This window comes from Agromyces sp. Root81, assembly GCF_001429165.1.
In the GTDB taxonomy this organism is placed as follows: Bacteria; Actinomycetota; Actinomycetes; order Actinomycetales; family Microbacteriaceae; genus Agromyces.
The window spans coordinates 106,478-130,230 of sequence record NZ_LMIR01000001.1 but is presented as its reverse complement, the minus strand read 5'-3'; the positions used below and the strand labels follow the sequence as shown (position 1 = coordinate 130,230).

Annotated in this window: 26 protein-coding genes; 9 read left to right on the top strand and 17 right to left on the bottom strand. The window is 70.1% G+C overall.

Going from position 1 to position 23,753, the window contains the following annotated elements; translation table 11 throughout:
- Positions 1 to 5 precede the first annotated feature (5 nt).
- The 3 genes from ASE14_RS00650 to ASE14_RS00640 form a co-directional block, all read right to left on the bottom strand.
- Positions 6 to 1,376 (bottom strand): class II 3-deoxy-7-phosphoheptulonate synthase, encoded by a 1,371-nt coding sequence (locus ASE14_RS00650; protein ID WP_056649337.1) that lies wholly within the window; start codon positions 1,374 to 1,376, stop codon positions 6 to 8.
- An 80-nt stretch (positions 1,377 to 1,456) separates the two neighbouring features.
- Positions 1,457 to 2,146 (bottom strand): 1-acyl-sn-glycerol-3-phosphate acyltransferase, encoded by a 690-nt coding sequence (locus ASE14_RS00645; RefSeq protein ID WP_056649334.1) that lies wholly within the window; start codon positions 2,144 to 2,146, stop codon positions 1,457 to 1,459.
- 50 nt (positions 2,147 to 2,196) lie between these two features.
- Positions 2,197 to 3,153: an ROK family glucokinase gene (locus tag ASE14_RS00640; protein ID WP_056649331.1), complete on the bottom strand. Its 957-nt coding sequence runs from the start codon at positions 3,151 to 3,153 to the stop codon at positions 2,197 to 2,199.
- A gap of 152 nt (positions 3,154 to 3,305) precedes the next feature.
- On the opposite strand from ASE14_RS00640, the gene ASE14_RS00635 reads away from it, so the two are divergent.
- Complete coding sequence (locus ASE14_RS00635) at positions 3,306 to 5,138, top strand: long-chain fatty acid--CoA ligase (protein ID WP_056649328.1); 1,833 nt, start codon at positions 3,306 to 3,308, stop codon at positions 5,136 to 5,138.
- Positions 5,139 to 5,212: 74 nt separating this feature from the next.
- Here ASE14_RS00635 and def read toward each other — a convergent pair whose 3' ends face one another.
- The 3 genes from def to ASE14_RS00620 are packed head-to-tail and all read right to left on the bottom strand — an operon-like array spanning position 5,213 to position 10,547.
- Entirely contained in the window at positions 5,213 to 5,701 is a 489-nt protein-coding gene (gene def / locus ASE14_RS00630) for a peptide deformylase (protein WP_056649325.1), read from the bottom strand.
- A 12-nt stretch (positions 5,702 to 5,713) separates the two neighbouring features.
- Positions 5,714 to 7,105 (bottom strand): MinD/ParA family protein, encoded by a 1,392-nt coding sequence (locus ASE14_RS00625; RefSeq protein ID WP_235511035.1) that lies wholly within the window; start codon positions 7,103 to 7,105, stop codon positions 5,714 to 5,716.
- Positions 7,106 to 7,142: 37 nt separating this feature from the next.
- Complete coding sequence (locus tag ASE14_RS00620; protein ID WP_056649324.1) at positions 7,143 to 10,547, bottom strand: pyruvate carboxylase; 3,405 nt, start codon at positions 10,545 to 10,547, stop codon at positions 7,143 to 7,145.
- Between the two features lie 87 nt (positions 10,548 to 10,634).
- On the opposite strand from ASE14_RS00620, the gene ASE14_RS00615 reads away from it, so the two are divergent.
- On the top strand, positions 10,635 to 11,468 hold the full coding sequence (locus ASE14_RS00615; RefSeq protein WP_056649321.1) for a ParA family protein: 834 nt from the start codon (positions 10,635 to 10,637) through the stop codon (positions 11,466 to 11,468).
- Positions 11,469 to 11,576: 108 nt separating this feature from the next.
- Here ASE14_RS00615 and ASE14_RS00610 read toward each other — a convergent pair whose 3' ends face one another.
- The 5 genes from ASE14_RS00610 to ASE14_RS00590 form a co-directional block, all read right to left on the bottom strand.
- On the bottom strand, positions 11,577 to 12,131 hold the full coding sequence (locus ASE14_RS00610; RefSeq protein ID WP_056649318.1) for a MerR family transcriptional regulator: 555 nt from the start codon (positions 12,129 to 12,131) through the stop codon (positions 11,577 to 11,579).
- 111 nt (positions 12,132 to 12,242) lie between these two features.
- On the bottom strand, positions 12,243 to 12,935 hold the full coding sequence (locus ASE14_RS00605; protein ID WP_082599863.1) for a MerR family transcriptional regulator: 693 nt from the start codon (positions 12,933 to 12,935) through the stop codon (positions 12,243 to 12,245).
- Positions 12,935 to 13,456, bottom strand: a complete 522-nt coding sequence (locus tag ASE14_RS00600) for an FHA domain-containing protein (RefSeq protein ID WP_157372698.1) — start codon at positions 13,454 to 13,456, stop codon at positions 12,935 to 12,937. The genes ASE14_RS00605 and ASE14_RS00600 overlap by 1 nt, the downstream gene beginning before the upstream one ends.
- A 1-nt stretch (position 13,457) precedes the next feature.
- Positions 13,458 to 14,081, bottom strand: a complete 624-nt coding sequence (locus tag ASE14_RS00595) for a CDP-alcohol phosphatidyltransferase family protein (RefSeq protein WP_056649311.1) — start codon at positions 14,079 to 14,081, stop codon at positions 13,458 to 13,460.
- A 116-nt stretch (positions 14,082 to 14,197) separates the two neighbouring features.
- Entirely contained in the window at positions 14,198 to 14,647 is a 450-nt protein-coding gene (locus tag ASE14_RS00590; RefSeq protein ID WP_056651551.1) for an NUDIX domain-containing protein, read from the bottom strand.
- 58 nt (positions 14,648 to 14,705) lie between these two features.
- On the opposite strand from ASE14_RS00590, the gene ASE14_RS00585 reads away from it, so the two are divergent.
- Both ASE14_RS00585 and ASE14_RS00580 read left to right on the top strand, forming a co-directional pair.
- The gene (locus ASE14_RS00585; RefSeq protein ID WP_056649306.1) at positions 14,706 to 15,077 is read left to right on the top strand and encodes an RNA-binding S4 domain-containing protein; all 372 of its coding nucleotides are present in this window, start codon (positions 14,706 to 14,708) and stop codon (positions 15,075 to 15,077) included.
- A 25-nt stretch (positions 15,078 to 15,102) separates the two neighbouring features.
- Positions 15,103 to 15,396, top strand: a complete 294-nt coding sequence (locus ASE14_RS00580) for a GNAT family N-acetyltransferase (protein WP_056649304.1) — start codon at positions 15,103 to 15,105, stop codon at positions 15,394 to 15,396.
- Positions 15,397 to 15,467: 71 nt separating this feature from the next.
- On the opposite strand, the gene ASE14_RS20875 is transcribed toward ASE14_RS00580, so the two are convergent.
- Positions 15,468 to 15,611 (bottom strand): hypothetical protein, encoded by a 144-nt coding sequence (locus ASE14_RS20875; protein WP_200953236.1) that lies wholly within the window; start codon positions 15,609 to 15,611, stop codon positions 15,468 to 15,470.
- A 67-nt stretch (positions 15,612 to 15,678) separates the two neighbouring features.
- Positions 15,679 to 16,518 (bottom strand): hypothetical protein, encoded by an 840-nt coding sequence (locus ASE14_RS00575; RefSeq protein WP_056649301.1) that lies wholly within the window; start codon positions 16,516 to 16,518, stop codon positions 15,679 to 15,681.
- A gap of 145 nt (positions 16,519 to 16,663) precedes the next feature.
- On the opposite strand from ASE14_RS00575, the gene ASE14_RS00570 reads away from it, so the two are divergent.
- Positions 16,664 to 17,074, top strand: a complete 411-nt coding sequence (locus ASE14_RS00570) for a YchJ family protein (protein ID WP_056649298.1) — start codon at positions 16,664 to 16,666, stop codon at positions 17,072 to 17,074.
- 15 nt (positions 17,075 to 17,089) lie between these two features.
- Here the strand turns inward: ASE14_RS00570 and ASE14_RS00565 are convergent, their stop codons facing one another.
- Positions 17,090 to 17,554, bottom strand: a complete 465-nt coding sequence (locus ASE14_RS00565) for a VOC family protein (protein WP_056651548.1) — start codon at positions 17,552 to 17,554, stop codon at positions 17,090 to 17,092.
- A gap of 32 nt (positions 17,555 to 17,586) precedes the next feature.
- Complete coding sequence (locus ASE14_RS00560; RefSeq protein ID WP_056649294.1) at positions 17,587 to 18,078, bottom strand: carboxymuconolactone decarboxylase family protein; 492 nt, start codon at positions 18,076 to 18,078, stop codon at positions 17,587 to 17,589.
- A gap of 46 nt (positions 18,079 to 18,124) precedes the next feature.
- Between ASE14_RS00560 and ASE14_RS00555 the strand changes: the two genes are divergently transcribed.
- A complete protein-coding gene (locus tag ASE14_RS00555; RefSeq protein ID WP_056649287.1) occupies positions 18,125 to 19,540 on the top strand; it encodes a PLP-dependent aminotransferase family protein in 1,416 nt (471 codons plus the stop codon).
- A 38-nt stretch (positions 19,541 to 19,578) separates the two neighbouring features.
- Here ASE14_RS00555 and ASE14_RS00550 read toward each other — a convergent pair whose 3' ends face one another.
- Positions 19,579 to 20,430: an MBL fold metallo-hydrolase gene (locus tag ASE14_RS00550; RefSeq protein WP_056649284.1), complete on the bottom strand. Its 852-nt coding sequence runs from the start codon at positions 20,428 to 20,430 to the stop codon at positions 19,579 to 19,581.
- A 150-nt stretch (positions 20,431 to 20,580) separates the two neighbouring features.
- Here ASE14_RS00550 and ASE14_RS00545 point away from each other — a divergent pair, with 150 nt between their 5' ends.
- On the top strand, positions 20,581 to 21,309 hold the full coding sequence (locus ASE14_RS00545; protein ID WP_056649281.1) for a GTP pyrophosphokinase family protein: 729 nt from the start codon (positions 20,581 to 20,583) through the stop codon (positions 21,307 to 21,309).
- Between the two features lie 10 nt (positions 21,310 to 21,319).
- Here the strand turns inward: ASE14_RS00545 and ASE14_RS00540 are convergent, their stop codons facing one another.
- The gene (locus ASE14_RS00540; RefSeq protein ID WP_056651545.1) at positions 21,320 to 22,018 is read right to left on the bottom strand and encodes a helix-turn-helix transcriptional regulator; all 699 of its coding nucleotides are present in this window, start codon (positions 22,016 to 22,018) and stop codon (positions 21,320 to 21,322) included.
- Between the two features lie 65 nt (positions 22,019 to 22,083).
- Between ASE14_RS00540 and ASE14_RS00535 the strand changes: the two genes are divergently transcribed.
- Together ASE14_RS00535 and ASE14_RS00530 are read left to right on the top strand one after the other, a co-directional pair.
- Positions 22,084 to 22,962, top strand: a complete 879-nt coding sequence (locus tag ASE14_RS00535; protein WP_056649278.1) for a hypothetical protein — start codon at positions 22,084 to 22,086, stop codon at positions 22,960 to 22,962.
- Positions 22,946 to 23,752, top strand: a complete 807-nt coding sequence (locus ASE14_RS00530; RefSeq protein WP_056649275.1) for an isocitrate lyase/phosphoenolpyruvate mutase family protein — start codon at positions 22,946 to 22,948, stop codon at positions 23,750 to 23,752. Before ASE14_RS00535 ends, ASE14_RS00530 begins: the two co-directional genes overlap by 17 nt.
- The last annotated feature ends 1 nt before the right edge of the window (position 23,753 follow it).

Below are 23,753 nucleotides of genomic sequence, written 5' to 3'. Positions count from 1 at the left end.
GCGCGTCAGCGGGCTGCGAGTTCCTCGGCCACGAGGAACGCCAGCTCGAGGGACTGCATGTGGTTCAGCCGCGGGTCGCAGAGCGACTCGTAGCGCGTGGCCAGCGTCTCCTCATCGATGTGCTCGGAGCCGCCGAGGCACTCCGTGACATCGTCACCGGTCAGTTCGACGTGGATGCCGCCCGGGTGGGTGCCCGCATCGCGGTGCGCCTCGAAGAAGCCCTTCACCTCGTCGACGACGTCGTCGAAGCGACGCGTCTTGTAGCCGTTGGGCGTCGTGATGCCATTGCCGTGCATGGGGTCGGTGACCCACAGCGGGCTGGCGTCGCTCGCCTTGATCGCCTCGAGCAGCGGCGGCAGCGCCTCGCGGATCCTGCCTGCACCCATGCGCGTGATGAAGGTGAGTCGACCGGGCTCCCGCTCGGGGTCGAGCTTCTCGACGAGTTCGAGCATGGTCTCGGGCGTCGTCGACGGGCCGAGCTTGACGCCGATCGGGTTGCGCACCCGCGAGAGGAAGTCGACGTGCGCACCGTCGAGCTCACGCGTGCGCTCGCCGATCCAGATGAAGTGGCTCGAGGTGTCGTAGGGCGTCCCCGTGCGCGAGTCGATGCGGGTCATGGGGCGCTCGTAGTCCATGAGCAGGCCCTCGTGGCCGGTGTAGAACTCGGTGTGCTTGATCGCCTCGAAGTCGGCGCCGCACGCCTCCATGAACTTGATCGCGCGGTCGATCTCGCGAGCCATGTTCTCGTAGCGGGCGTTCGCGGGGTTCGCCGCGAAGCCCTGGTTCCACGAGTGCACCTGGCGCAGGTCGGCGAACCCGCCCTGCGTGAAGGCGCGGATGAGGTTCAGCGTCGAGGCCGCCGTGTGGTAGCCCTTGATCAGCCGGTTGGGGTCGGCCGCGCGCGACTCGGGGGTGAAGTCGTAGCCGTTCACGATGTCGCCGCGGTACGCGGGCAGGGTGACGTCGCCGCGCGTCTCGGTGTCGCTGGAGCGGGGCTTCGCGAACTGCCCGGCCATGCGGCCCATCTTCACGACCGGCATCGACGCGCCGTACGTGAGCACGACCGCCATCTGCAGCACCGTCTTGACGCGGTTGCGGATCTGATCAGCCGTCGCACCCGCGAAGGTCTCGGCGCAGTCGCCGCCTTGCAGGAGGAAGGCCTCGCCGCGCGACGCTGCGGCCAGGCGGTCGCGAAGCGTGTCGACCTCGCCGGCGAAGACGAGCGGCGGCAGGGTCGCCAGTTCAGCGGATGCCGCGTGCGCCGCTTCGGGGTCGGGCCACGACGGCTGCTGCTTGATGGGGAGCGTGCGCCAATAGTCGAGGCCGGCAATCACGGAGGGATCTGCATTCACGACCGGCTCGACGAGCTGTACCACGGGGACGTCCTGAGGGTTCGGGGCGCACTTGGCGCCGGAAATGAAAGCGGCGACGCACGTCGCGTCGCCGCGGAACGAGCCTATCGCGATTGCGAGGCGCGCCTCTCCTTCACCGAACTGGCATAGACGTCAACGTATTCCTGGCCGCTCAGCCCGCGAAGATCGTAGACGAGTTCGTCCGTCACGGAACGCAACACGAACCGATCTCCCTCGAGTCCCTCGAAGCGGCTGAAGTCGACGGGCTCGCCGAGGATGATGCCGATGCGACGGACCTTGGGCAGGCGCGAACCGATCGGCATCACGTGCTCGGTGCCGATCATGGCGACGGGAATGACCGGCACCCCGGCCTCGAGCACCATGCGCGCGACGCCGGTGCGCCCGCGGTAGAGCTTGCCGTCGGGACTGCGGGTGCCCTCGGGGTAGATGCCGAGGATCTTGCCTTCGCCCAGCACGCGGAGACCGGTCTCGAGCGAGGCCTCGGAGGCCTTGCCGCCCGAACGATCGATCGGCAGCTGTCCAGCCGCCTGGAAGAAGACCTTGGTCGCCCAGCCCTTCAGGCCCTTGCCCGTGAAGTACTCGCTCTTGGCGAGGAAGACGACCGGGCGGTCGACGATGAGCGGCAGGAAGATCGAGTCGATGAACGACAGGTGGTTCGAGGCGAGCACGACCGCGCCCTCTTTCGGCACGTTCTCGAGGCCGACGACCCACGGACGGAAGATCGAGAGGAGGATCGGACCGATCACGAGGTTCTTCATGATCCAGTAGAACACCGTGGTCCCCCTTCCCTCTTCAGCACCGACTCAGCCTAGCGTCGCGCGGCTCAGGCGTGCTCGGCGACCCACACGCGGGCGAGGTCGGCCGCGCCGACGACTCCGGCGTCGTTGACGAGTTCGGCGATCACGAAGTCGGGCTCGGGGTGGTAGCCACGGGCCGGCAGGTGGTCGAGATACGCCGCACGGATCGGCTCGAGCAGGAGTTCGCCGGCCACGGCGACCCCGCCGCCGAAGACGAAGCGCTGCGGGTCGAGCACAGCAGAGAGGCTCGCAGCAGCCTGGCCGAGCCAATGGCCGAGCTGACGCAGTGCAGCGGTCGCACCGGCGTCGCCGGCCTGGATGAGGTCGCCGACGAGGCCGCCGTCGAGCTCGCCGTGCTCCGCACGGACCCGTGCGAGGCCCTGGCCGATGCCGCCGGCGTCGGCGATCTCGTCGGCCATGCGCAGCAGCGCCCGACCCGAACCGTACTGCTCGATGCATCCGCGCTGGCCGCACCCGCAGGCCAGCCCGTCGGGCACGACTCGGAGGTGGCCGAGTTCGGCGCCGGCGCCGAAGCCGCCTCGGAACAGACGATCGCCCGCGACGATCGCTCCGCCGACACCGGTGCCGATCGTCAGCATCACCATGTCGCTGACGAGGCGTCCGGCGCCGAACCTGAACTCGGCCCAGCCGGCCGCGTTGGCGTCGTTGTCGACGACGACGGCCGTGCCCACGCGCGCCTCGAGCTTCTCGCGGAACGGCTCGTTGCGCCAGTCGATGTTGGGCGCGTAGTAGACGGTCGACTGAGCGGCGTCGACGAAGCCCGCGGCGGCGACGCCGATCGCGACGATCTCCTCGTCGGCGCGCGCACGCAGCGACTCGATCATCTGCACGACCGCGTCCTCGAGAAGCGTCGAATCTCCGGCGGGCGTCGGCACGCGCTCGCTCACGACGATGTTGCCGAGCTGGTCGACGATCGCGCCCGCGATCTTCGTACCGCCGATGTCGATACCGATCGCATGCACCGGAAGGCTGCCTTTCAGAGGGGGACGAAGCGTGATGGAGCTGAGACCTGAGGCGGCCGTGAGCAACGACTAGAGTGTAATCGACCCCAATGCCGAGGTTCGCGCTGGTGCCCGAGCCCTTGCGCAGCCCGCCCGGTGCCGAAGGAGCTACCGTGATCGAATTCGCTACCCCACCCGTGGTCGCAGCAGACCCCGAAGCGAACACCACAGACCTGCTCGTCGACCGCGTCGCCGCGACGCCCGACTCCGTGCTGTTCTCGCTCCCGACCGCCGACGGCGGCTGGTCGCCGGTCACCACGAAGGAGTTCTACGACCAGGTGATCGCCCTCGCGAAGGGCCTCGTCGCCGCCGGCATCCAGCCCGGCGACAAGATCGGGCTGATGTGCAAGACCCGGTACGAGTGGACGCTGATCGACTTCGCCACCTGGTTCGCCGGCGCCGTGCTCGTGCCGATCTACGAGACGAGCTCCCCCTCGCAGGTGCGGTGGAACCTGAGCGACTCGGGCGCCATCGGCGTCATCGTCGAGACTCCCGACCACTTCGCGCGCTTCGATGAGGTGCACCCCGACCTCCCCGCCATCCGCAGCGTCTGGCAGATCGACCTCGGCGACCTCGACAAGCTCGTCGCGGGCGGCACCGGGGTGGCCGACGAGGAGATCGAGCGTCGCCGCAACCTCGCCGTCGGCTCCGACATCGCCACGCTCATCTACACCTCCGGCTCGACCGGCAAGCCCAAGGGCTGCGTGCTCACGCACTCGAACTTCGTCGAACTCTCCCGCAACGCCGCGGTGGCGCTCGACGAGGTCGTGCTCGACCCCAACGGCGCCTCGACGCTCCTCTTCATCACCACGGCGCACGTGTTCGCCCGCTTCATCGCGGTGCTCTCGGTGCACGCCGGCGTGCGCGTCGGCCACCAGGCCGACACGAAGCAGCTGCTGCCGTCGCTCGCGAGCTTCAAGCCGACGTTCCTCCTGGCCGTGCCACGAGTGTTCGAGAAGGTCTACAACGCCTCGGAGCAGAAGGCCGAGGCCGGCGGCAAGGGCAAGATCTTCCGCGCGGCCGCCGATACCGCCGTCGCCTACTCGATGGCGAAGGAGGCCGGCTCCGTTCCGCTCGGCCTGAAGCTGAAGTTCAAGGTGCTCGACTCGCTCGTGCTGTCCAAGCTCCGTGCGGCCATGGGCGGCAACGTCAAGTACGCCGTGTCCGGCTCCGCGCCACTCGGCCCGCGCCTCGGCCACTTCTACCACGCGCTCGGCATCACGATCCTCGAGGGCTACGGCCTCACCGAGTCGACCGCGCCGGCCACCGTGAACCTGCCCAGCAAGTCGAAGATCGGCACCGTCGGCCCGACCCTGCCTGGCGTCTCGGTGCGGCTCGCCGACGACGGCGAGGTCCAGATCAAGGGGATCGACGTCTTCAAGGAGTACTGGAAGAACCCCGAGGCGACCGCCGAGGCGTTCGACGGCGAGTGGTTCAAGACCGGCGACATCGGTGCCTTCGACGCCGACGGCTTCCTCACGATCACCGGTCGCAAGAAGGAGATCATCGTCACCGCCGGAGGCAAGAACGTCTCCCCCGCGGCGCTCGAAGACCCGATCCGCGCGAACCCGCTCGTCGGCCAGGTCGTCGTCGTCGGCGACAAGAAGCCGTTCATCTCGGCCCTCATCACGCTCGACCCCGAGATGCTTCCGGTGTGGCTGAACAACAATGGTGAAGACGCCGGCATGTCGGTCGAAGAGGCGACGGTCAACCCTGCGGTGCTCGCCGAGGTGCAGCGCGCCATCGACGCCGCGAACGAGACCGTTTCGCGTGCGGAGTCGATCCGCAAGTTCACGCTGCTGCCGACCGAGCTCACCGAGGCCAGCGGCCACCTGACGCCCAAGCTCAGCATCAAGCGCAACATCATCCTCGAGGACTTCGCCGGTCACATCGAGGCGATGTACTCGGGCGCCCCGGCAACCGAGGGCCACTCGATCGTGCACTGAGCCCAGGTCTGCATGACGAAGGCCCCCGCGGATCTCCGCGGGGGCCTTCGTCATACGTCCGAGACGACTGGGAATCAGAACCAGTCGGACTCGCGCACCTCTTTCATCGCGAGACGCCGTTCGTCCTTCTCGAGGCGATCGAGGTAGAGCAATCCGTCGAGGTGGTCGGTCTCGTGCTGCAGCGCCTGAGCCATGAGTCCGGTGCCCGAGAGCTCGATCTCGTTGCCGTCGAGGTCGATGCCCCGCACCCGCGCGAACGGATGCCGCGGCGTCTTGTGCCAGAGACCCGGCACCGAGAGGCATCCTTCGTCGATCAGTTCCTTCTCGCCCGAGACCTCGAGCTCGGGGTTCAGGATGTACCCGACCTCGCCGTCGACGTTGTAGCTGAACGCGCGCAGGTTCACGCCGATCTGGGACGCCGCGACACCGGCCCGGCCGGGCAGCCTGACACTGTCGAGCAGATCGGCGACGAGCCCGCGCACGCGATCGTCGACCTGTTCGACGGGGGTGGAGATGGTCTTCAAGACAGGGTCGCCGAACAGGCGAATGGGGCGTTCCGGCAAGGGTTCTCCGTTTCAGTGCTCGCGCTCGGCGGGCATGCCTTCCACCACGAGCGCCGCGAGCTCACGAGCCGCGTGCTGGGTGACGGGTCGCAGCTCGTGCCAGTTCACGACGGAACCTGCGGCGAGCTGGGGGTCGTATGGGATGCGCACGATCTCGCGCACCCTCGATTGGAAGTGCGCCTCGATCTCGTCGACCTTCACGAGGTGCGTTCCCTGTGTGGCGAGGTTGATCGCGACGACCGCGTTGCGCACGAGTTCGCCGTAGCCGTTGGCCTCGAGCCAGGTGAGCGTCTCCGATGCCAGGCGTGCCTCGTCGACGCTGCCGCCCGACACGATCACGACGGAGTCGGCACGCTGCAGCGTCGCCCGCATGACGGAGTGCACGATGCCCGTGCCGCAGTCGGTGAGCACGATCGAGTAGTACCGCGCCGCGAGACCGGCGACGACGTTGTAGTCGTTGTCGTCGAACGCCTCGGAGAGGGTCGGATCGGTGTCGGAGGCCAGGATGTCGAGGCGCGTCTCGTCGCGCGAGACGAAACGCGAGAAGTCGGTGTAGCCGCCGATCGACGAGGCCTTGGCGACGACGTCGCGCACCGTCTCGCGGGTCTGGCGGTCGACGCGTTCGGCGAGCGTGCCCCGGTCGGGGTTCGCGTCGATCGCGATGATGCGGTCGTCACGCGCGTCGGCGAGTGCCATGCCGAGGAGCGCCGTGATCGTCGTCTTGCCGACGCCGCCCTTTCGGGTGAGCACGGGCACGAAGCGTGCACCGCCCTCGAAGCGCCGTTGGATGCGCTGGCTCATGGCCTTGTAGGCCTGCACCTTCGGCGAGTCGCCGAGGTTCACCAGGTGCAGAGATGCCTCGTAGACGAGCCGGTTGAACCCGCCCTGCGGTGCCGGCCGCGTGGTGCGGTTCAGGTCGATGAGCCGGTCGGCGGTGAGCGAGTCCGCGGTCTCGGGCACCTCGGCGGGCACCGCGGGGTCGCCGGGAACGTCGACGATGGCGACATGGCTGCCGGTGTCGGTGCTCACCCGCTCGCGACGGAGCTTCGAGGCATCGGAGGCGAGCAGGGCGCTGTACGGCGAGGGTTCGCGCCGAGCGCCGCCGCGGTAGCCGGCGCCTGCGAGCGCCGGCGTGATGACCTCGACCGACGTCGTGCTGCTGCCACCGCCGACGAGGCTGCCCGGGTTCACCGCGACGTCGTCGATCGCCACGGCGACCTCATCGTCGGGCATCTCGTGCACCGGTGCCGGTGGCAGGTCGACCCGCACGTTCGGGTTCTCCGCGACGTCTCCGGCCGAATGCGCGCCGGACGCCGGCGACCTGCGGCCGTGGTCGAGTGCCGAAGCACGTGCTCCGGTACCTCGACGCAACGCAGTGCCCTCGTCGATCTCGTCTTCAGTCACCGATACCCCTCCTCATCAGTGCCAACAGGTACTCAGCCTAGCGCGGCCGCACCACGACGAGCAGGTCACCCGCCTCGACCTGCTGCGTCTTGGGGATCGCGACGCGCTCGACCACGCCCGCGATGGGCGAGGTGATCGCGGCCTCCATCTTCATCGCCTCGATGGAGGCGACGCTCTGGCCCGCTGCGATCTCAGCACCGGCTTCGACCTGGAGGGTCACGACGCCGGAGAACGGCGCCGCGATCTGCCCGGGCTGCGAGGCATCCGCCTTCTCGGCAGCGCGGGTCTCGACGACGATCGAGCGGTCGCGCACGAAGACCGGGCGGAGCTGCCCGTTCAGGATCGTCATGACCGTGCGCATGCCCTTGTCGTCGGCCTCGCCGATCGCCTCGAGGCCGGCGTACAGCCGCACACCCGTCGCGATCTCCACGACGTGCTCGGCACCCTGGCGGAGTCCGTACAGGTAGTCGGCGGTGTCGACGACCGACAGGTCGCCGAACAGCTCGCGGATCTGCTCGAACTGGCGCGTCGGCGCCGGGAAGAGGAGCGCGTTCAGCATCGCCCGCCGGGTGGTGCTGTCGGCCTCGAGAGCCGCCCGCTGCTCGGACGTGAGCTCGGTCACGCCGATGCGGATGTCCTTGCCCGCCAGCACCTTCGTGCGGAACGGCTCGGGCCATCCGCCGGGAAGGTCGCCCAGCTCGCCGGCCATGAAGCCGATCACCGAGTCGGGCACGTCGTACTTCTCGGGGTTCGCCGCGAAGTCGTCGGGATCGGCCTTGACCGCCGCGAGGTGGAGGGCGAGGTCGCCGACGACCTTCGACGACGGCGTGACCTTCGGCACCCGGCCGAGGATGCGGTCGGCCGCGGCGTACATGTCCTCGATGAGCTCGAAGTCGTCGGCGAGGCCGAGTGCGATCGCCTGCTGGCGGAGGTTCGACAGCTGACCGCCCGGGATCTCGTGGTGGTACACGCGGCCGGTGGGGCCGGGCAGGCCCGACTCGAACGGACGGTACAGGCGGCGCACGGCCTCCCAGTACGGTTCGAGGTCGGAGACCGCGTCGAGCGAGATGCCCGTGTCGCGCTCGGTGTGCGCGAGTGCGGCGACGAGCGACGAGGCGGACGGCTGGCTCGTGGTGCCGGCCATGGGCGCGCTCGCGACATCGACGGCGTCGACCCCGGCGCGGCTCGCCGCCAGGAGGGTCGCCAGCTGGCCGCCTGCGGTGTCGTGGGTGTGCAGGTGCACGGGAACGTCGAACCGCTCGCGCAGCGCCCCCACGAGCTTCTCAGCGGCCGTCGGGCGCAGGAGACCCGCCATGTCCTTGATCGCGAGCACGTGCGCACCGGCGTCGACGATCTGCTCGGCGAGCCCGAGGTAGTAGTCGAGGGTGTAGAGGTCTTCGGCCGGGTCGAGCAGATCACCCGTGTAGCAGAGCGCGACCTCGGCCACCGTATGGCCGGTCGAGAGCACCGAGTCGATCGCCGGACGCATCTGCGAGACGTCGTTGAGCGCGTCGAAGATGCGGAAGATGTCGACACCGGTCGACGCGGCCTCGCGTACGAACGCGTCGGTCACCTCGGTCGGGTACGGCGTGTAGCCGACCGTGTTGCGCCCGCGCAGGAGCATCTGGATGTTGATGTTCGGCAGGGCCTCGCGGAGCGCCGCGAGACGCTCCCACGGGTCTTCGCCGAGGAAGCGGAGCGCGACGTCGTAGGTCGCGCCGCCCCATGCCTCGACCGAGAGGAGCTCGGGGGTCATGCGTGCCACATATGGCGCGACGGCGACGAGGTCGCGAGTGCGCACCCGGGTCGCGAGGAGCGACTGGTGGGCGTCGCGGAACGTGGTCTCGGTGACCGCGAGCGGCGTCTGCGCGCGAAGGGCCGTCGCGAACCCGGTCGGGCCGAGCTCGAGCAGGCGCTGACGCGAGCCGGCCGGGGCGGGAGCCGAGAGGTCGATGGCGGGCAGCTTCTCGACGGGACTGACGGTCGTCGGGGCGGGGCCGTTCGGCTGGTTCACCGTGACGTCCGCGAGCCAGTTGAGGATCTTGGTGCCGCGGTCCTTCGACACGCGGCCGCGCAGCAGCTGCGGACGCTCGTCGATGAACGAGGTGCTGAGGTCGCCGGCGACGAACGCCGGGTCTTCGAGCACGGCCTGCAGGAAGGGGATGTTCGTCGAGACGCCGCGGATGCGGAACTCGGCGAGGGCGCGCTTGGCGCGGGCGACCGCGGCCGGGTAGTCGCGCCCACGGCAGGTGAGCTTGGCGAGCATCGAGTCGAAATGCGGGCTGATCTGCGCACCGGGGTTGATGGTGCCGCCGTCGAGGCGGATGCCGGCGCCGCCGGGCGAGCGGTACGTCGTGATCTTGCCCGTGTCCGGGCGGAACCCGGCGGTCGGGTCTTCAGTCGTGATGCGGCACTGCAGCGCAGCGCCCCGCAGACGGATCGAATCCTGCTGCAGGCCGAGCTCTGCGAGCGACTCCCCCGCCGCGATGCGGATCTGGGAGACGACGAGGTCGACGTCGGTGACCTCTTCGGTGACCGTGTGCTCGACCTGGATGCGCGGGTTCATCTCGATGAACACGTGTTCGCCCGCTCGCTCGCCCGCGGTGTCGAGGAGGAACTCGACGGTGCCGGCGTTGACGTAGCCGATGGACTTGGCGAAGGCGATCGCGTCGCGGTAGAGCGACTGGCGCACCTCGTCGGAGAGGTTCGGGGCCGGGGCGATCTCGATGACCTTCTGGTGGCGGCGCTGCACCGAGCAGTCGCGCTCGAAGAGGTGCACGGTCTCGCCCGAGGCATCCGCGAGCACCTGGACCTCGATGTGGCGGGGCCGGAGCACGGCCTGCTCGAGGAACATGGTCGGGTCGCCGAAGGCGCTGTCGGCCTCGCGCATGGCCTCTTCGAGGGCAGCGCGCAGGTCGTCCTTCGACGCGACACGTCGCATGCCGCGACCGCCGCCGCCGGCGACCGCCTTGGCGAAGATCGGGAAGCCGACCTCGTCGGCCTGCGACACGAGTACGTCGATGTCACGCGACGGCGGGGTGGACTTCAGCACCGGAACACCGGCCGCGATCGCGTGCTCCTTCGCCGTGACCTTGTTGCCGGCCATCTCGAGCACGCGCTTGGGCGGGCCGATGAAGGTGATGCCGGCCGCCTCAGCCGCCTGGGCGAGTTCGGGGTTCTCGGAGAGGAATCCGTAGCCCGGATAGATCGCGTCGGCACCTGACAGCTTCGCCACTCGGATGATCTCGGTGACGTCGAGGTAGGCGCGGACCGGATGTCCCGGCTCGCCGATCTGGTACGCCTCGTCGGCCTTCAGCCGGTGCAGCGAGTTGCGGTCTTCGAACGGATACACCGCGACCGTCTTCGCACCGAGTTCGACTGCAGCTCGGAACGCGCGAATGGCGATCTCGCCGCGATTGGCAACCAGGATCTTCGTGAACATGCAGACCTTTCAGACGGACAGCAGGTGAGCGTGGCGCACAGCGAACGTTTAGGTATCGCCCGAGTAGTAAAGGTAACGTATCTGTTCGTGCACGTACTCAGCGTCAGTTCTCTGAAGGGCGGTGTCGGGAAGACCACCGTCACCCTCGGGCTGGCGTCTGCGGCGTTCGCGCGCGGCGTCCGCACCCTCGTGGTCGATCTCGATCCCCAATCCGACGTCTCGACCGGCATGGACATCCAGGTCGCCGGTCATCTCAACGTCGCCGATGTGCTCGCCTCCCCCAAGGAGAAGATCGTGCGTTCCGCGATCGCACCGAGCGGATGGGCGCGTTCGAATCCGCAGTCGACGATCGACGTCATGATCGGCAGCCCGTCGGCGATCAACTTCGACGGGCCGCACCCGTCGATCCGCGACATCTGGAAGCTCGAGGAGGCGCTCGCCAACGTCGAGGCCGACTACGAGCTCGTGCTGATCGACTGCGCACCGTCGCTGAACGCACTGACCCGCACCGCGTGGGCCGCGAGCGACCGCGTCGCCGTGGTGACCGAGCCGGGGCTCTTCTCTGTGGCGGCCGCCGACCGCGCGCTCCGCGCGATCGAGGAGATCCGGCGTGGCCTCTCGCCGCGACTCCAGCCGCTCGGCATCATCGTGAACCGTGCACGCGTGCAGTCCCTCGAGCACCAGTTCCGCATCAAGGAACTGCGCGACATGTTCGGCCCGCTCGTGCTCTCGCCGCAGCTCCCAGAGCGCACGTCGCTCCAGCAGGCGCAGGGCGCCGCGAAGCCGCTGCACATGTGGCCCGGCGAGAGCGCTGAGGAGATGTCGTCGAACTTCGACCAGCTGCTCGAGCGGGTGCTCCGCACCGCTCGCATCGGCGAGTTCGCGGGCGCGCCGCTCGAAGCACCGACGACCGCGGTCTGAGCCGCCGTTCGGGCATGCTGCCGCGCAGCATGAGCACGTGGACGATCGACCCCGGGGGCGCCGTCGACGAGGGCCCGTGACGGCGCCTTCAGCCGCGCTGGTCGCGGCTCAGGAGATCTTGCGCGAACGTTCACCGCGACGCGCGGCGAGCTCGTCCATCGGGTCGGCCGGCTGCGTGTCGATCTCGACGAGCGTCGACTCGACCTCGCGCAGCACCTTGCCGACGGCGATGCCGAACACGCCCTGGCCGCGGTTCACGAGATCGATGACCTCGTCGTCTGAGGTGCAGAGGTAGACGCTCGCGCCGTCGCTCATGAGCGTCGTCTGCGCGAGATCGTCGATGCCCGCCTCGCGGAGCTGGGTCACGGCGGTTCTGATCTGCTGCAGCGAGATGCCGGTGTCGAGAAGTCGCTTCACGAGCTTCAGCACGAGGATGTCGCGGAACCCGTACAGGCGCTGCGAACCGGATCCGGCGGCGCTGCGCACCGTGGGCTCGACGAGCTGCGTACGCGCCCAGTAGTCGAGCTGTCGATAGCTGATTCCCGCCGCTCGAGCCGCGATCGCACCGCGATACCCGGTGGCATCGTCGTGCTCGGGCATGCCGTCGGTGAAGAGCAGCCCGAGGTCGTAGCGCGAGCGTGGAGTCCGGTCGAGCTCACTCATCCGATTCGCCCCTCACTCTCCGCCGGCACCCCGTCGACGCGAGTTCCACGCTACCGACGGCAGCAGGCTCTGTCGAACACATCCGGCCGAACGTCACGGCGTGTCGCGAGATCAACGTGCGAGTCGGCCGAGCGAGGCCCGTACGACGCTCGAATGCACAGCCTCGAGATGCTGCGCGAGTTCGAGGCCGCGTTCGGCGGCGCGCGCCTTGTCGGCGGCATCGGCTCGCCGCGATGGCGCGATCGCACGTTCGACGAGGGCGGCTTCGCGCTCGGCAGCCGCACGCACGCCGCGAAGGTGTCGCGGCTCGATGCCGACCTCGCGGAGCGCGACGAGCGAGCGGAGCACGCCGAGCGCCTCGTCGCCGTAGTACTCCGCGGCGGGCAGGAGCGAGGCCGAGACCGCGTCACCGAGCAGGGCGGCTGTGGCCCCGGCCTGGGCGATGAGTTCGTCGCGTCGGAATCTGCGCGCACCGGCGAGGAACGCCGCTGCGCTCGTCGCCCCGGGCAGCGCAGGGGTCTCGCCGGCGTCGATCGCCTCGAGGTGCGTGCGGATCACCTTCAGCGGAAGATAGTGGTCGCGCTGCATGGAGAGCACGACCGTGATGCGCTCGACGTCGGCCGTCGAGAACTTGCGATACCCGGCCGCGGTGCGGGCCGGGGAGACGAGACGTTGTTCTTCGAGGAAGCGCAGCTTCGACGGCGTCAGCTCGGGGAACTCGGGCTGAAGCCGTGCGAGCACCTGACCGATGCCCAGAAGTGGCGCCTGGCCGCTCGCGCGCGTGGACGCAGCGGGAGCCGACACTATTCGCTCGCCACCGGAGCCAGGTCGCGTCGCGAGGCGTAGAAGGTGAGACGGAACTTGCCGATCTGCACCTCCGCCCCATCGCTCAGGAGCGCCGTCTCGATGCGCACTCCGTCGTAGTACGTGCCGTTCAGCGAGCTGAGGTCGCGCACTTCGAACGCGGAGCGATGCCGCACGAATTCCGCGTGCTTGCGGGAGACGGTGACGTCGTCGAGGAAGATGTCGGCATCGGGGTGCCGGCCGACGACCGTGACATCGGTGTCGAGCAGGAACCGTGCGCCGCTGTTCGGACCGCGGCGCACGATGAGCAGCGCCGACCCCGAGGGCAGCGCGGCGATCGCCTCGTGCTCTTCGGCCGTGACGTCGGCGTCGAGCGCGCTCAGCTGCGCCGCCGTCTCACGGCTGAAGCCGATGGTCGTGTCGGTGGCACCGTCGACGGAGGCTTGCGTCGACGTGGTCGTCGACGGTTCACCCCCGGCCTTGTCAGTACCGCCGGCCTGAGTGTTGTCGGAATCCGCCACACTAACCTCCCTGTTCCAGCGTATCCGATCGAGGCTCGTCCGCCACCCGCGGAATGCGGATGACGCGAGCGGTCTCGATCGCGTAGATGATGCCCGCCCACCAGTACAGGAACGCACCCCAGAGGGTGATCGCCCAGCCGACCGGCTGACTGATGGCGGCGACGGCAGGGAACGCGAGCCCGAGCATGATCACCGGCAGGCCGAAGAACAACGCGAACGTGGCGACCTTGCCGAGTTGATGCACGGGCAACGGCCCGAATCCGTGGTTGGCGAGCACGACCCCGAGCACGAGCAGGAAGACGTCGCGGGCGACGATGACGACGACGATCCACCATGGAACGAGGCCCTGCGCGGCGAGGCCGACGAGCGCGGCGAAGATGTACAGCCGGTCGGCGGCGGGATCGAGCAGTTGCCCCAGACGCGTGACCTGCCCGAGTCGACGCGCGAGGTAGCCGTCGAGCAGGTCGGTCAGGCTCGCGACGATGAGCACGACGAGCGAGACCACGTAGTCGCCGCGGACGATGAAGACGAGGAACACCGGCACGAGTGCGAGTCGGAGCATGCTGAGGATGTTCGGGATCGTCCAGATCTCCGAACCAGCCTCCCCCGAGCGCTCCCCAGCCACGTCTCGATCCTATCGATCCGTGGATCGCGGCCAGGTGTCCGCTCATCGTGTGTCTCGTCTTCCGCGCCGTGATCGCACCCGCGACACGGGGCCGCGACTGAAGCGGGAGGCGTCGGTCAGAGCCGGGCGGCGAGGGCGGACCATGCTTCGGCGAATCGCGGATGCAGCGGCAGCTCCCCGACCCGGTCGACCGCGATCCAGCGCAGCTCGATGCTCTCGGGGTCGTTGACGACGGGCTCGAAACGTTCGGAGGCATCCGCGACGACCGTCGTGTACGACCAGTAGCCGAGGTCGAGGACGGAGCTGAACCGCACCTCCAGGAGCCTCGGCGGCACGCCGGCCTCTTCGCCGGCCTCCCTGACGGCGGCCTCGACCGCGCTCTCGTGTTCGTGCCGTGCACCACCCGGCATGCCCCAGGTGCCGCCGAAGTGGCTCCACAGCGCCCGATGCTGCAGGAGCACCTCGGCATCGGGGCTCACGACGAGCAGGCCCGCGGCCCCGTACCGTCCCCAGTACTTGGATCCGTCGGGGCCCACGACCCATTCGTCGCCGCTCGCACCGCTCATGAGTCCAGCATGACGCACGATCGGTCGGCGCGCGGCGCCGCAGCCGTAGGCTGATGGCATGAACGGCGAGTCCCCCGTGCGCGTCGACGCCTGGCTCTGGGCGGTGCGGCAGTTCAAGACGCGATCCGCGGCCACCGCGGCATGCCGCGCCGGACATGTGCGAGTGAACGGCGAGCGGGCGAAGGCTGCGCAGTCCGTGCGCCCCGGAGACGAGGTGCGCGTGCGCATCGACGGGTTCGACCGCATGCTCGTCGTGCGGCAGACGCTCGTCAAGCGCGTCTCAGCGGCGGTCGCCGCGACCGCGGTCGAGGACCGCACGCCTCCCCCGCCGCCGCGCGAGACCGTCGCGGTCGTCGCGGTGCGCGACCGCGGTGCCGGCCGGCCGACCAAGCGCGAACGGCGCGACCTCGAGCGCCTCCGCGGACACTGAGTCGTCGCGGCGTAGCCTGATCCTCGTGCACAAGGAACTCAGTCACGAACCCGACGCCCGCCGATACGTGTTGCGGGTCGACGGCGACATCGCGAGCGTGCTCGACTACCGGGAGCTCGGCGATGCCGTCGCATTCACCCGCACGTTCACGAATCCGCCCTATCGCGGCAGCGGCCTGGCGGGCGAGCTCGTCGAGTTCGCGGCCGACGACGTCGAGGCGAACTCGGCCCGGCGTATCGTGCCGAGCTGCTGGTACGTGGGCGAGTGGTTCGACCGGCACCCCGATCGGGCCGGCCTGCTCGATCCGCGGACGATCTGACCGCCGTTCCGAACGTTCGCGACGCCCGGCGGGCGATGGAACCCATCGCTCCGCTCGGGCGTCGCTTCGGCTCAGCGCTTGCGGTGCGTCGCCTCGGTCACGGCGTCGCTGCCTGCGCGCTGCTCGACCTTCGCCTTCTTGTCGGCGCGCTTCTCTTTGAGGGTCTTGCTCGCCGCCGTCTTGGACGACGACTTCTTCGGCGACTTGTCTGACATGGATTTGCCCTTTGGTCGGAGGCCTGGGCGGCCTCGTGCGGGCAACCCTACGCGAGATACCCCGGGGTCAGTACCAGTTCATCGACTGCGAGTGCGACCATGCGTTGCACGGCGTGCCGTACCCGCGCGCGATGTAGTCGAGGCCCCAGCTGATCTGGGTCGCGGCGTTCGTCTGCCAATCGGAACCGGCCGACGCCATCTTGCTGCCGGGCAGTGACTGCGGAATGCCGGTGGCACCGCTCGAGGCGTTGTAGGCCGTGTACGACCAGCTGGACTCCTTCTGCCAGAGCTGGTTCAGGCACTGGAACTGCGACTCGTTCCAGCCGTACTTCGAAGCGGCGAGCGATCGCGCCGTGGCACGTGCCCCGTCGGGCGTGTTCGCCTGCGCGAGCGCCGCGGCGGCTGCGGCGGCCTGTTCGGCCTTCACACGGTCGTACTCGGCGGCAGCGGCGGTGGCCTTCTCGGTCTCGGCGCGGGTCTGCTTCGTGAGGTCGACGATCGAGTCGAGCGGGAGGCGCTCGTACTCGCCGAGCGAGGCGACGGATGCCGCGAGCCCACTGGAGTCGACCTTGCCGTCGACTGCGGCGAGCGTGGCGCTGGCCACCGTGAGGGTGTCCTGCGCGCTGTTGCGCGTGCGCGCCTCGGCGATCGCACTGTAGGCGCCGAGCTGCTCGTGACGGATGCCCGTCGATTCGGCGAGCGCGGTCGTCTCGTCGATGCTCGCCTGGGTCGAGATGGCCGACTGCACCGTGAAGCCGGTGCCGACGATCAGGCCGGCGGCGACGATCGCACCGGCGGCGATGAGTCGTTTCCGGCCGATGCGGCGCTTGCGGATGCTGCGGCGCGGGTGCTGGTGCTGGGTTTCGGGGGCGGTTGCGGTTTCGGGAGGAGTGAGTTCGTTTCGCATAGGTTCTGGGGTGCTCGGATCAGGTTGGGGGACGCCCCCGAGCGAGGGCACAAGTCAGCCACTCTGCCCCGAGATTCTGAAGAGTTCCTCATTTCTTCCTGTGCAGACCATGGGGACGGCCACCCAGGGCCGCGATACTGGGAGGATGCCGACCGCCGCTCCCCCACCCCGTCCGGCCGCCGACGAGCGGTGCCCGTGCCTCAGCGGCGACGTCTTCGGGCAGTGCTGCGGCCCACTGCTCGCAGGCGACTCCGATGCGCCCACCGCCGCGGCGCTCATGCGCTCGCGCTACACGGCCTTCGCGGTCGGCGATGCCGCGTACCTCCGAGCAAGCTGGCACCCGGACACGCGGCCCGATTCCCTCGAGCTCGATCCGGAGACGCGGTGGTATCGCCTCGACATCCTGGGCACCGCGCGCGGCGGGCCGTTCGACCGCGACGGCACCGTCGAGTTCCGCGCCTCCTACCGTTCCGGTGACGAGCGCGGCGTCCTCCACGAGCTGAGCCGCTTCACCCGCGCGGGCGGTCGCTGGTTCTACGTCGACGGCGAGCTCTGACTCGGGGCAGGACCTTCACTCGCGCTCGGCCTCCGTGCCGAATCCGTCGCGCAGCGCCCGCTCCTCGGAGCCTTCGAGCTCTTCGAACACCGTGATCTGCAGCCCGGCCGGCGCATCGAGCCGTGAGTTGAGCGAGCGCCATGGCGTCTCGACGGGTTCGGCGACGACGGTCGCCCCCGCCTCGGCGAGCCGTCTGGTCGTGCCGGCACCGTCGGTCACCTCGAAGGCGAGCCGGATGCGCTGGCTGGGGAGCCCGCCGGCTTCGAGCCCATCGATCACGCGCTTGTGCGTCGGGTTCGCGATCTCGATCGTCGCGCGTCCGGCTTCGAGGATCGTCACCCGGTCGTCGCCGCCCTCGGCGTAGGCCATGAGTTCGGGCATGCCGAGCGCGTCGCGGTAGAAGGCGACGGCCCGTTCGTAGTCCTCCGCCTCGATGACGACTCGGAGTTGCAGGACCGGTGGCTGCGCGGCATCCGTCATGCCTGCATCCTCCCAGATCGGCTCGGGCGAGGTCAGGCCGCGTCCCTTGCGACGGGCCAGCACCGGGTCGTCACGCCGATGGCGTCCCACACGTTGATCACGATGACGAGCGAGATGAGCGCGGCCGTGCGCTCCTCGCCGAAGATCGCGGTCGCCGTGGTGACGTCCTCCTCGGGCACGTGCGTCTCCGAGAGTCGCGTGATCGACTCGGTGAGGTTGAGGGCCGCCCGCTCCGCGGCGGTGAACAGTCCCGAGTCGCGCCAGACCGCGACGGCGTGCAGCTTCTGCTCGCTCGCACCGGCGGTGCGCGCGTCCTTCGAGTGCAGGTCGACGCAGTAGACGCATCCGTTGATCTGCGAGGCGCGGAGCCGCACCATCTCGCGCAGCTGCCGGTCGAATCCGACCCGGTCGAGTTCGGCGGTGGCGGCGTGGTCGAGTGAGGCGACCGCGCGGGAGAAGCGCGGAACGATCGCGTCGAAGTCGAGGCGGACGGGGATGTCGACGAGTGCATCGGTGATGGTCATGGCTCTACAGTACGAAGCGATCGGCCCACTGCTACAGTCCAATTCCATGGGTGAATCATGGGCCATTCGCGGCCTCGATCTGCACCTCGATCTCGATCGGCGCAGGAAGGCGGCGTCGCTCGAGGACACGCTCCGCGCCGCCGTGCGCGACGGGCGCCTCGAGGCCGGAGCCCGGCTGCCCGCGAGCCGCACGCTCGCCGCCGATCTCGGCGTCGCCCGCAACGTCGTCGCCGAGGTCTACGGCCGACTCGTCGCAGAGGGCTGGCTCGAGGCCCGCGTCGGCGCCGGCACCTGGGTCGCCGAACGCCTCGGCGTCGGGGGCCGGGCCTCGAGCATCGAGTCGTCGCCTCCGCTTCCGCAGCTGGGCCTCGACCTGCGCGGCGGCATTCCGGATGCCTCGTCGTTCCCCCGGCGCGAATGGGCGACCGCCGCCCGGCGAGCCGCGCTCGACCTGCCGGCATCCGCGTTCGGCTACGGCCCGCCGCGAGGTTCCCCGGCGCTGCGCGACACGCTCGCCGAGTACCTCTCGCGCACCCGCGGCGTCTGGGCAGCGCGCGGTCGACTCGCCGTCACCCGCGGCTTCGGCGCGGCCCTGGCGGCGGTCGGGCGCGCGCTCGTCGCCGAGGGGGCCCGGCGCATCGCCGTCGAGCAGTACGGTCACGACGCGCACCGCGGCATCCTCCGCGCGGCCGGACTCGAGGTCGTGGCCGTTCCCGTCGACGCCGACGGCGCCGTCGTCGACGGGCTGGGCGGGCTGGACGTCGATGCCGTGCTCCTGACCCCGGCGCACCAGTTCCCGACCGGTGTCGCGCTCTCGCCGTCCAGACGACTCGACGTCGTCGCCTGGGCGGAGCGCACCGGCGCCCTCGTCATCGAAGACGACTACGACGGCGAGTTCCGCTACGACCGGCGCGCGATCGGCTCACTGCAGGCACTCGCTCCCGAGCTGGTCGTCTACCTCGGCACTGCGTCGAAGAGCCTCGCGCCGGCGGTCGGGCTGGGGTGGGCGGTCGTGCCCGAACACCTGACCGAGGCGTTCGACGAGCAGCTCGTCGCGGCGAACGGCATCGCCGACCTGTTGAACCAGTCGACGCTCGACGCCTTCGTGCAGGCGCACGAGTACGACCGGACCGTTCGCGGGCGTCGCGCCGAGTACCGGGCACGCCGCGAGCGACTCGAGTCGCGAGTCGCCGCCGAGCTCCCCGGCTGCCGGGTGAGCGGCATGCGGGCCGGGCTGCACTGCCTCGTCGAACTGCCGGAGGGACTCGACGAGCGGCGGGTCACGACGGCCGGTGAACGACTCGGCGTGCGGATCGACGGCCTCGGTTCCTACCGGCTCGGAGCCGCGTCGCCGCGTCGTGCCCCGGCCATGGTCGTCGGGTACGGCGCTCCGCCGCCGCATCGGTTCGAGCTCGCGCTCGACCGGGCCATCGCCGCAATCGGCGCCGAGCTGCGCGTGTGACCGTCGACAGGCAGCCGGACGCCACCGGGCATCCGGCCTCAGTCGCCCGCCGCACCCCGCGCGTCGAGCATGCGGAACGCGCGTTCGACGGCGCCGCCGAGCGCGTCGACGGGGATCGACCAGTCGTCGTGCGCGGCGAGCGCCTCCACCGGAGTGAGCCCCACGTCGTAGGCGACGCGGAATCGATCGGCAATGAGCGCGAGCTCCGCCGCCTGACGCTCCACGAACGCACGGTCGACGACACGGCCGTGGCCCGGCACCACACGATCGCCCGGCCGCATGGCCGACACGAGGTCGTCGAGCACGCCAGGCCAGTCGAGCGGGTAGCTCCCCGAGCCGTACATGAGCGGCCCCGACTCCTCGATCAGGTCGCCGAGGATCCAGACCCGTTCACCGGGCACGAAGAGCACGAGATCCGTGTCGGTGTGCGCGGGCGGTTGCGGCCGCAGCTCGACGAGACGATCCCCCAGGTTGAGCATGAAGGGTTCGACGAGCGGATGCGTCGGGGGCGTCAGCACCACGTCGGCCCACTGCCGCTCGGGCTCCCGGCTCGGATCCGCACGCCACGCCGCGAGGCGCGGCGCCTCGAACTCGGCGAAGTGGGCGAAGGTGTTCGCATGGCCGTAGATCGCGGCATCCGTCGCCGTACCCGGCCCGAAGACCTGGTTTCCGAAGGTGTGGTCGAAGTGCGCATGCGTGTTCACGACCCAGCGCACCGGGCGGTCGAAGCGGTCAGCGAGGTCGGCGGCGAGCTCCTCGGCCTCGCTCGGCTGCACGCGGGTGTCGACGAGCAGCAGCCCGTCGGCGCCCTCGATCACGACGATCGAGATGTCGAACGGGTCGTACCGGCGTTGGTGGATGCCGGGTGCCACGGTGAGCCAGGCTGTCATGCCTCAAGCGTAGCGACGCGCCGAAGGCGCGCCGATGCGCCGGCGGCGAACGACGGCGCAGATCAAAGCAAATGCAGAGATTCGCGTCGTAGCGTGGCATCCGTGACCCCGCTCGACGGTACCCCGCCCACCAAGCACGGCACGCCGCCCATGCTCACGGCGCGCGCACAGCGCACGCTCGAGACCATCGACGGCCAGACGCTCGACGAGATGCGCGCCCTGCGCGACGAGACCGAGCGCTTCATGCTGCGCTACAAGTTCGGCATGGACGAGGTGATCACCAAGCTCTCGATCCTGCGCGAGGAGTTCAGCCAGACGCACGACTACAACCCGATCGAGCACATCTCGAGCCGGCTGAAGAGCCTCGACAGCGTCATCGACAAGATGCAGCGCAAGGGCGTCGACCCGACGTTCGAGACGATCCGCGACACGATCACCGACATCGCCGGTGTGCGCGTGACGTGCAGCTTCGTGTCGGACGCGTACCGCATCTTCGAACTGCTCACGGCGCAGCGCGACATCAAGGTGCTGCGGGTGAAGGACTACATCAAGGAGCCGAAGACCAACGGCTACCAGAGCCTGCACGTCATCGTCGAGGTGCCGGTGTTCCTCTCGACCGGGCCGCACCCCGTGGCCGTCGAGGTGCAGATCCGCACGATCGCCATGGACTTCTGGGCGAGCCTCGAGCACAAGATCTACTACAAGTACGACCGCCTGGTGCCGCAGGAACTGCTCGACGGCCTGACGGATGCCGCGCACACCGCCGCCGAGCTCGACGCGCGCATGGAACGGCTGCACCGCGAGGTGCACGGGGCCCCGCCCTCGCCGATCGGCGCGGCGGTGCACCCGGCGCACGGTCGGCCGGGCCAGCCGGTCTGAGGCCGCCCGCTCAGCGTCGGGCGAGCGCGGCGAACTCCCGGGCGCCCTCCTCGGTCACCCGGAGCGAGCGATCACCTGCACGCCGTGCCACCCATTCCTCGGCCAGCAGGCGTTCGAGCACGATCGCTCCGAGCCGACCGGCGAGGTGCGGGCGGCGCTCGGTCCAGTCGAGGCATCCGCGCACGACGGGTCGCCGACTCGTTGCGCCCGCGCCGGCTCCGGCCGCCTCCGCGATGCCGAGTCGCATCGCGACCGGCGTGCCCGGGTCGAGCACGCTGCCCGGTTCGCCGGCGACGAGCGGCGAGATCGCGCCCTCGCGCACGAGCGCGTCGGCGAGATCGAGCGCGAGCCGCCCGGCGAAGTGGTCGTAGCACGAGCGCGCCAGGGCGAGGCGTTCGGCGGTCGCCGACTGCGAGTACGACGTGACCGCCCGTCGCGGCGCGATGCGCTGCAACGCCTCGACGGCGTCGGCGACGTGCTCGCCGGCGAGCGAGAAGTAGCGGTGCCGGCCGAGCTTGCGATCCGTCACCAGGCCGCCGGCGAGCAGCTGGGCGAGGTGCGCGCTCGCGGTCGGCGGCGTCACACCTGCGACGGCCGCGAGTTCGCTCGCCGGCAGTGAGCGACCATCGAGCAGCGCGACGAGCATCGCGGCCCGGGCGGGCTCGCCCATGAGCCGGGCTGGTTCGGCGAGGTCGGCATCTCCGTGCATGCTGTCCACGATACGTCGGCGACACTTCGCCCGTCGGCGAAACGTCCCGGGCGTAGCGTCGAGGCATGATCGAGATCACCGAACGGGCCGAGGTGGAGCGCCTCCTCGCCGACCCCGCGTCGCGAGTCCCCGAAGCGGACCGTGCCGGCTCGCCGCAGTCGTCGTTCGCGCGGTTCCGTGCGGGCGTCTCGAGGTTCGCCAACGGTGCCACGTACGACGCACGGCGTGCACGGCTGGAGGAACTGCTCGAACACCTCGACGCTCACGCGCTCGCCTCGGGCGCTCGCGAACGCACCGCGGCCGCGATGGCCGCCGGGCTCAGCGCGACCGACGAGCGGGATGCCGAGCGCCGCGCCCTCGCGGCGCAGTGCGCCCGGCACGTTCCGGTCGCCGTGCTCGCAGCGGCGCTCGGATTCGCTCGACCCGATGCGCTGCCTCCGCTCGTCGCGACAGTCGCCGCCGCCTACCCCACGGGCGAGACGGCACACCCGCATGCAACGGATGCTGCGGTGACCCAGCTGCTCGAGGCAGCCGGCGCCGCGGATGGAGCGGACCGAACGCTTCGCGTGCAGTTGCTCGTGCAGGCGCACGCCGCCACCGCGACGCTCGTCGAACGGGCCCTCGAACTCGCCGAGACACGCGCCGAAGCGACGCCCACCCGCACCCTGCTCGATGCCGTGCTCCGCGACGACTCCCCCGTGCCCGTCACGCGCCGGCTCATCGCCGCACCGCACGGCGGCCACGACCTCGCCGTGCTCCGCCTCGACGGGCCCGACCAGGAGGCCGCCGCCGATCGCCCTGCGCGCATCCTGGCGTTCGGCGCAGGGCCGAGAGCCTGCCCGGCACCGCATCATGCCCTGGTGATCGCCGCTGCGATCGTCGACACCATTCGCGCCGACGCGAACCGGCACGAGGAGACCACCCGCCATGCTGACGCCCCGTGAGTTCCGAGCCCTCCACCGGCCGGGAGCCCCGTTCCTGTTGCCGAACGCGTGGGATCTCGCCTCCGCGCGCTGGCTCCACGCGGCCGGGCATCGTGCGATCGGCACGACGAGCCTCGGCATCGCGGTCGTCGCCGGCAAGCGAGACGGCGCCGGCGCCATCGCAGCCGAGTCCCTCGCGCTCGCGCGTGCGGCCGCAACCCACGACATCTCCCTCACCGTCGACCTCGAGGCCGGTTTCTCCGACGACCCGGACGAGGTGGGCCGGTTCGCCGCCGAACTCGCCGCGATCGGATGCCTCGGCGTGAACGTCGAGGACTCGACCGAGGACGGCGAACTGCACGACCCCGACCTCGCGACGGCGAAGGTGGCCGCGATCTCGGCCGCGGCACCCGGGCTCTACCTGAACGCCCGCACCGACTCCTTCTGGGTGACGGGCGGAGGCGATGCCGGCGACCGCTTCGACGACGCGGTCACCCGGGCGGAGCGGTATCTTGCGGCCGGGGCATCCGGCATCTTCGTGCCCGGCGTGCTCGATCCGCAGACGATCGCCGCCCTCAGCGGCGCGATCGAGGCGCCGCTCAACGTGCTCGTGCAGCCCGAGCTGCGACTGGCCGAACTGGCGGAGCTCGGCGTCGCCCGGGTCAGCACCGGCTCACTGCTGTTCCGCAGCGCGCTCGGATCCGTCTCGGCCCTGACCGAGGCGCTCATCGGCGGCGGCCGCCCTTCGGACGTGCTGCCCACGGCACCGTCGTACGCCGCCGTCGCGGGGCTGCCGCTCGTGGAGCCCTGAA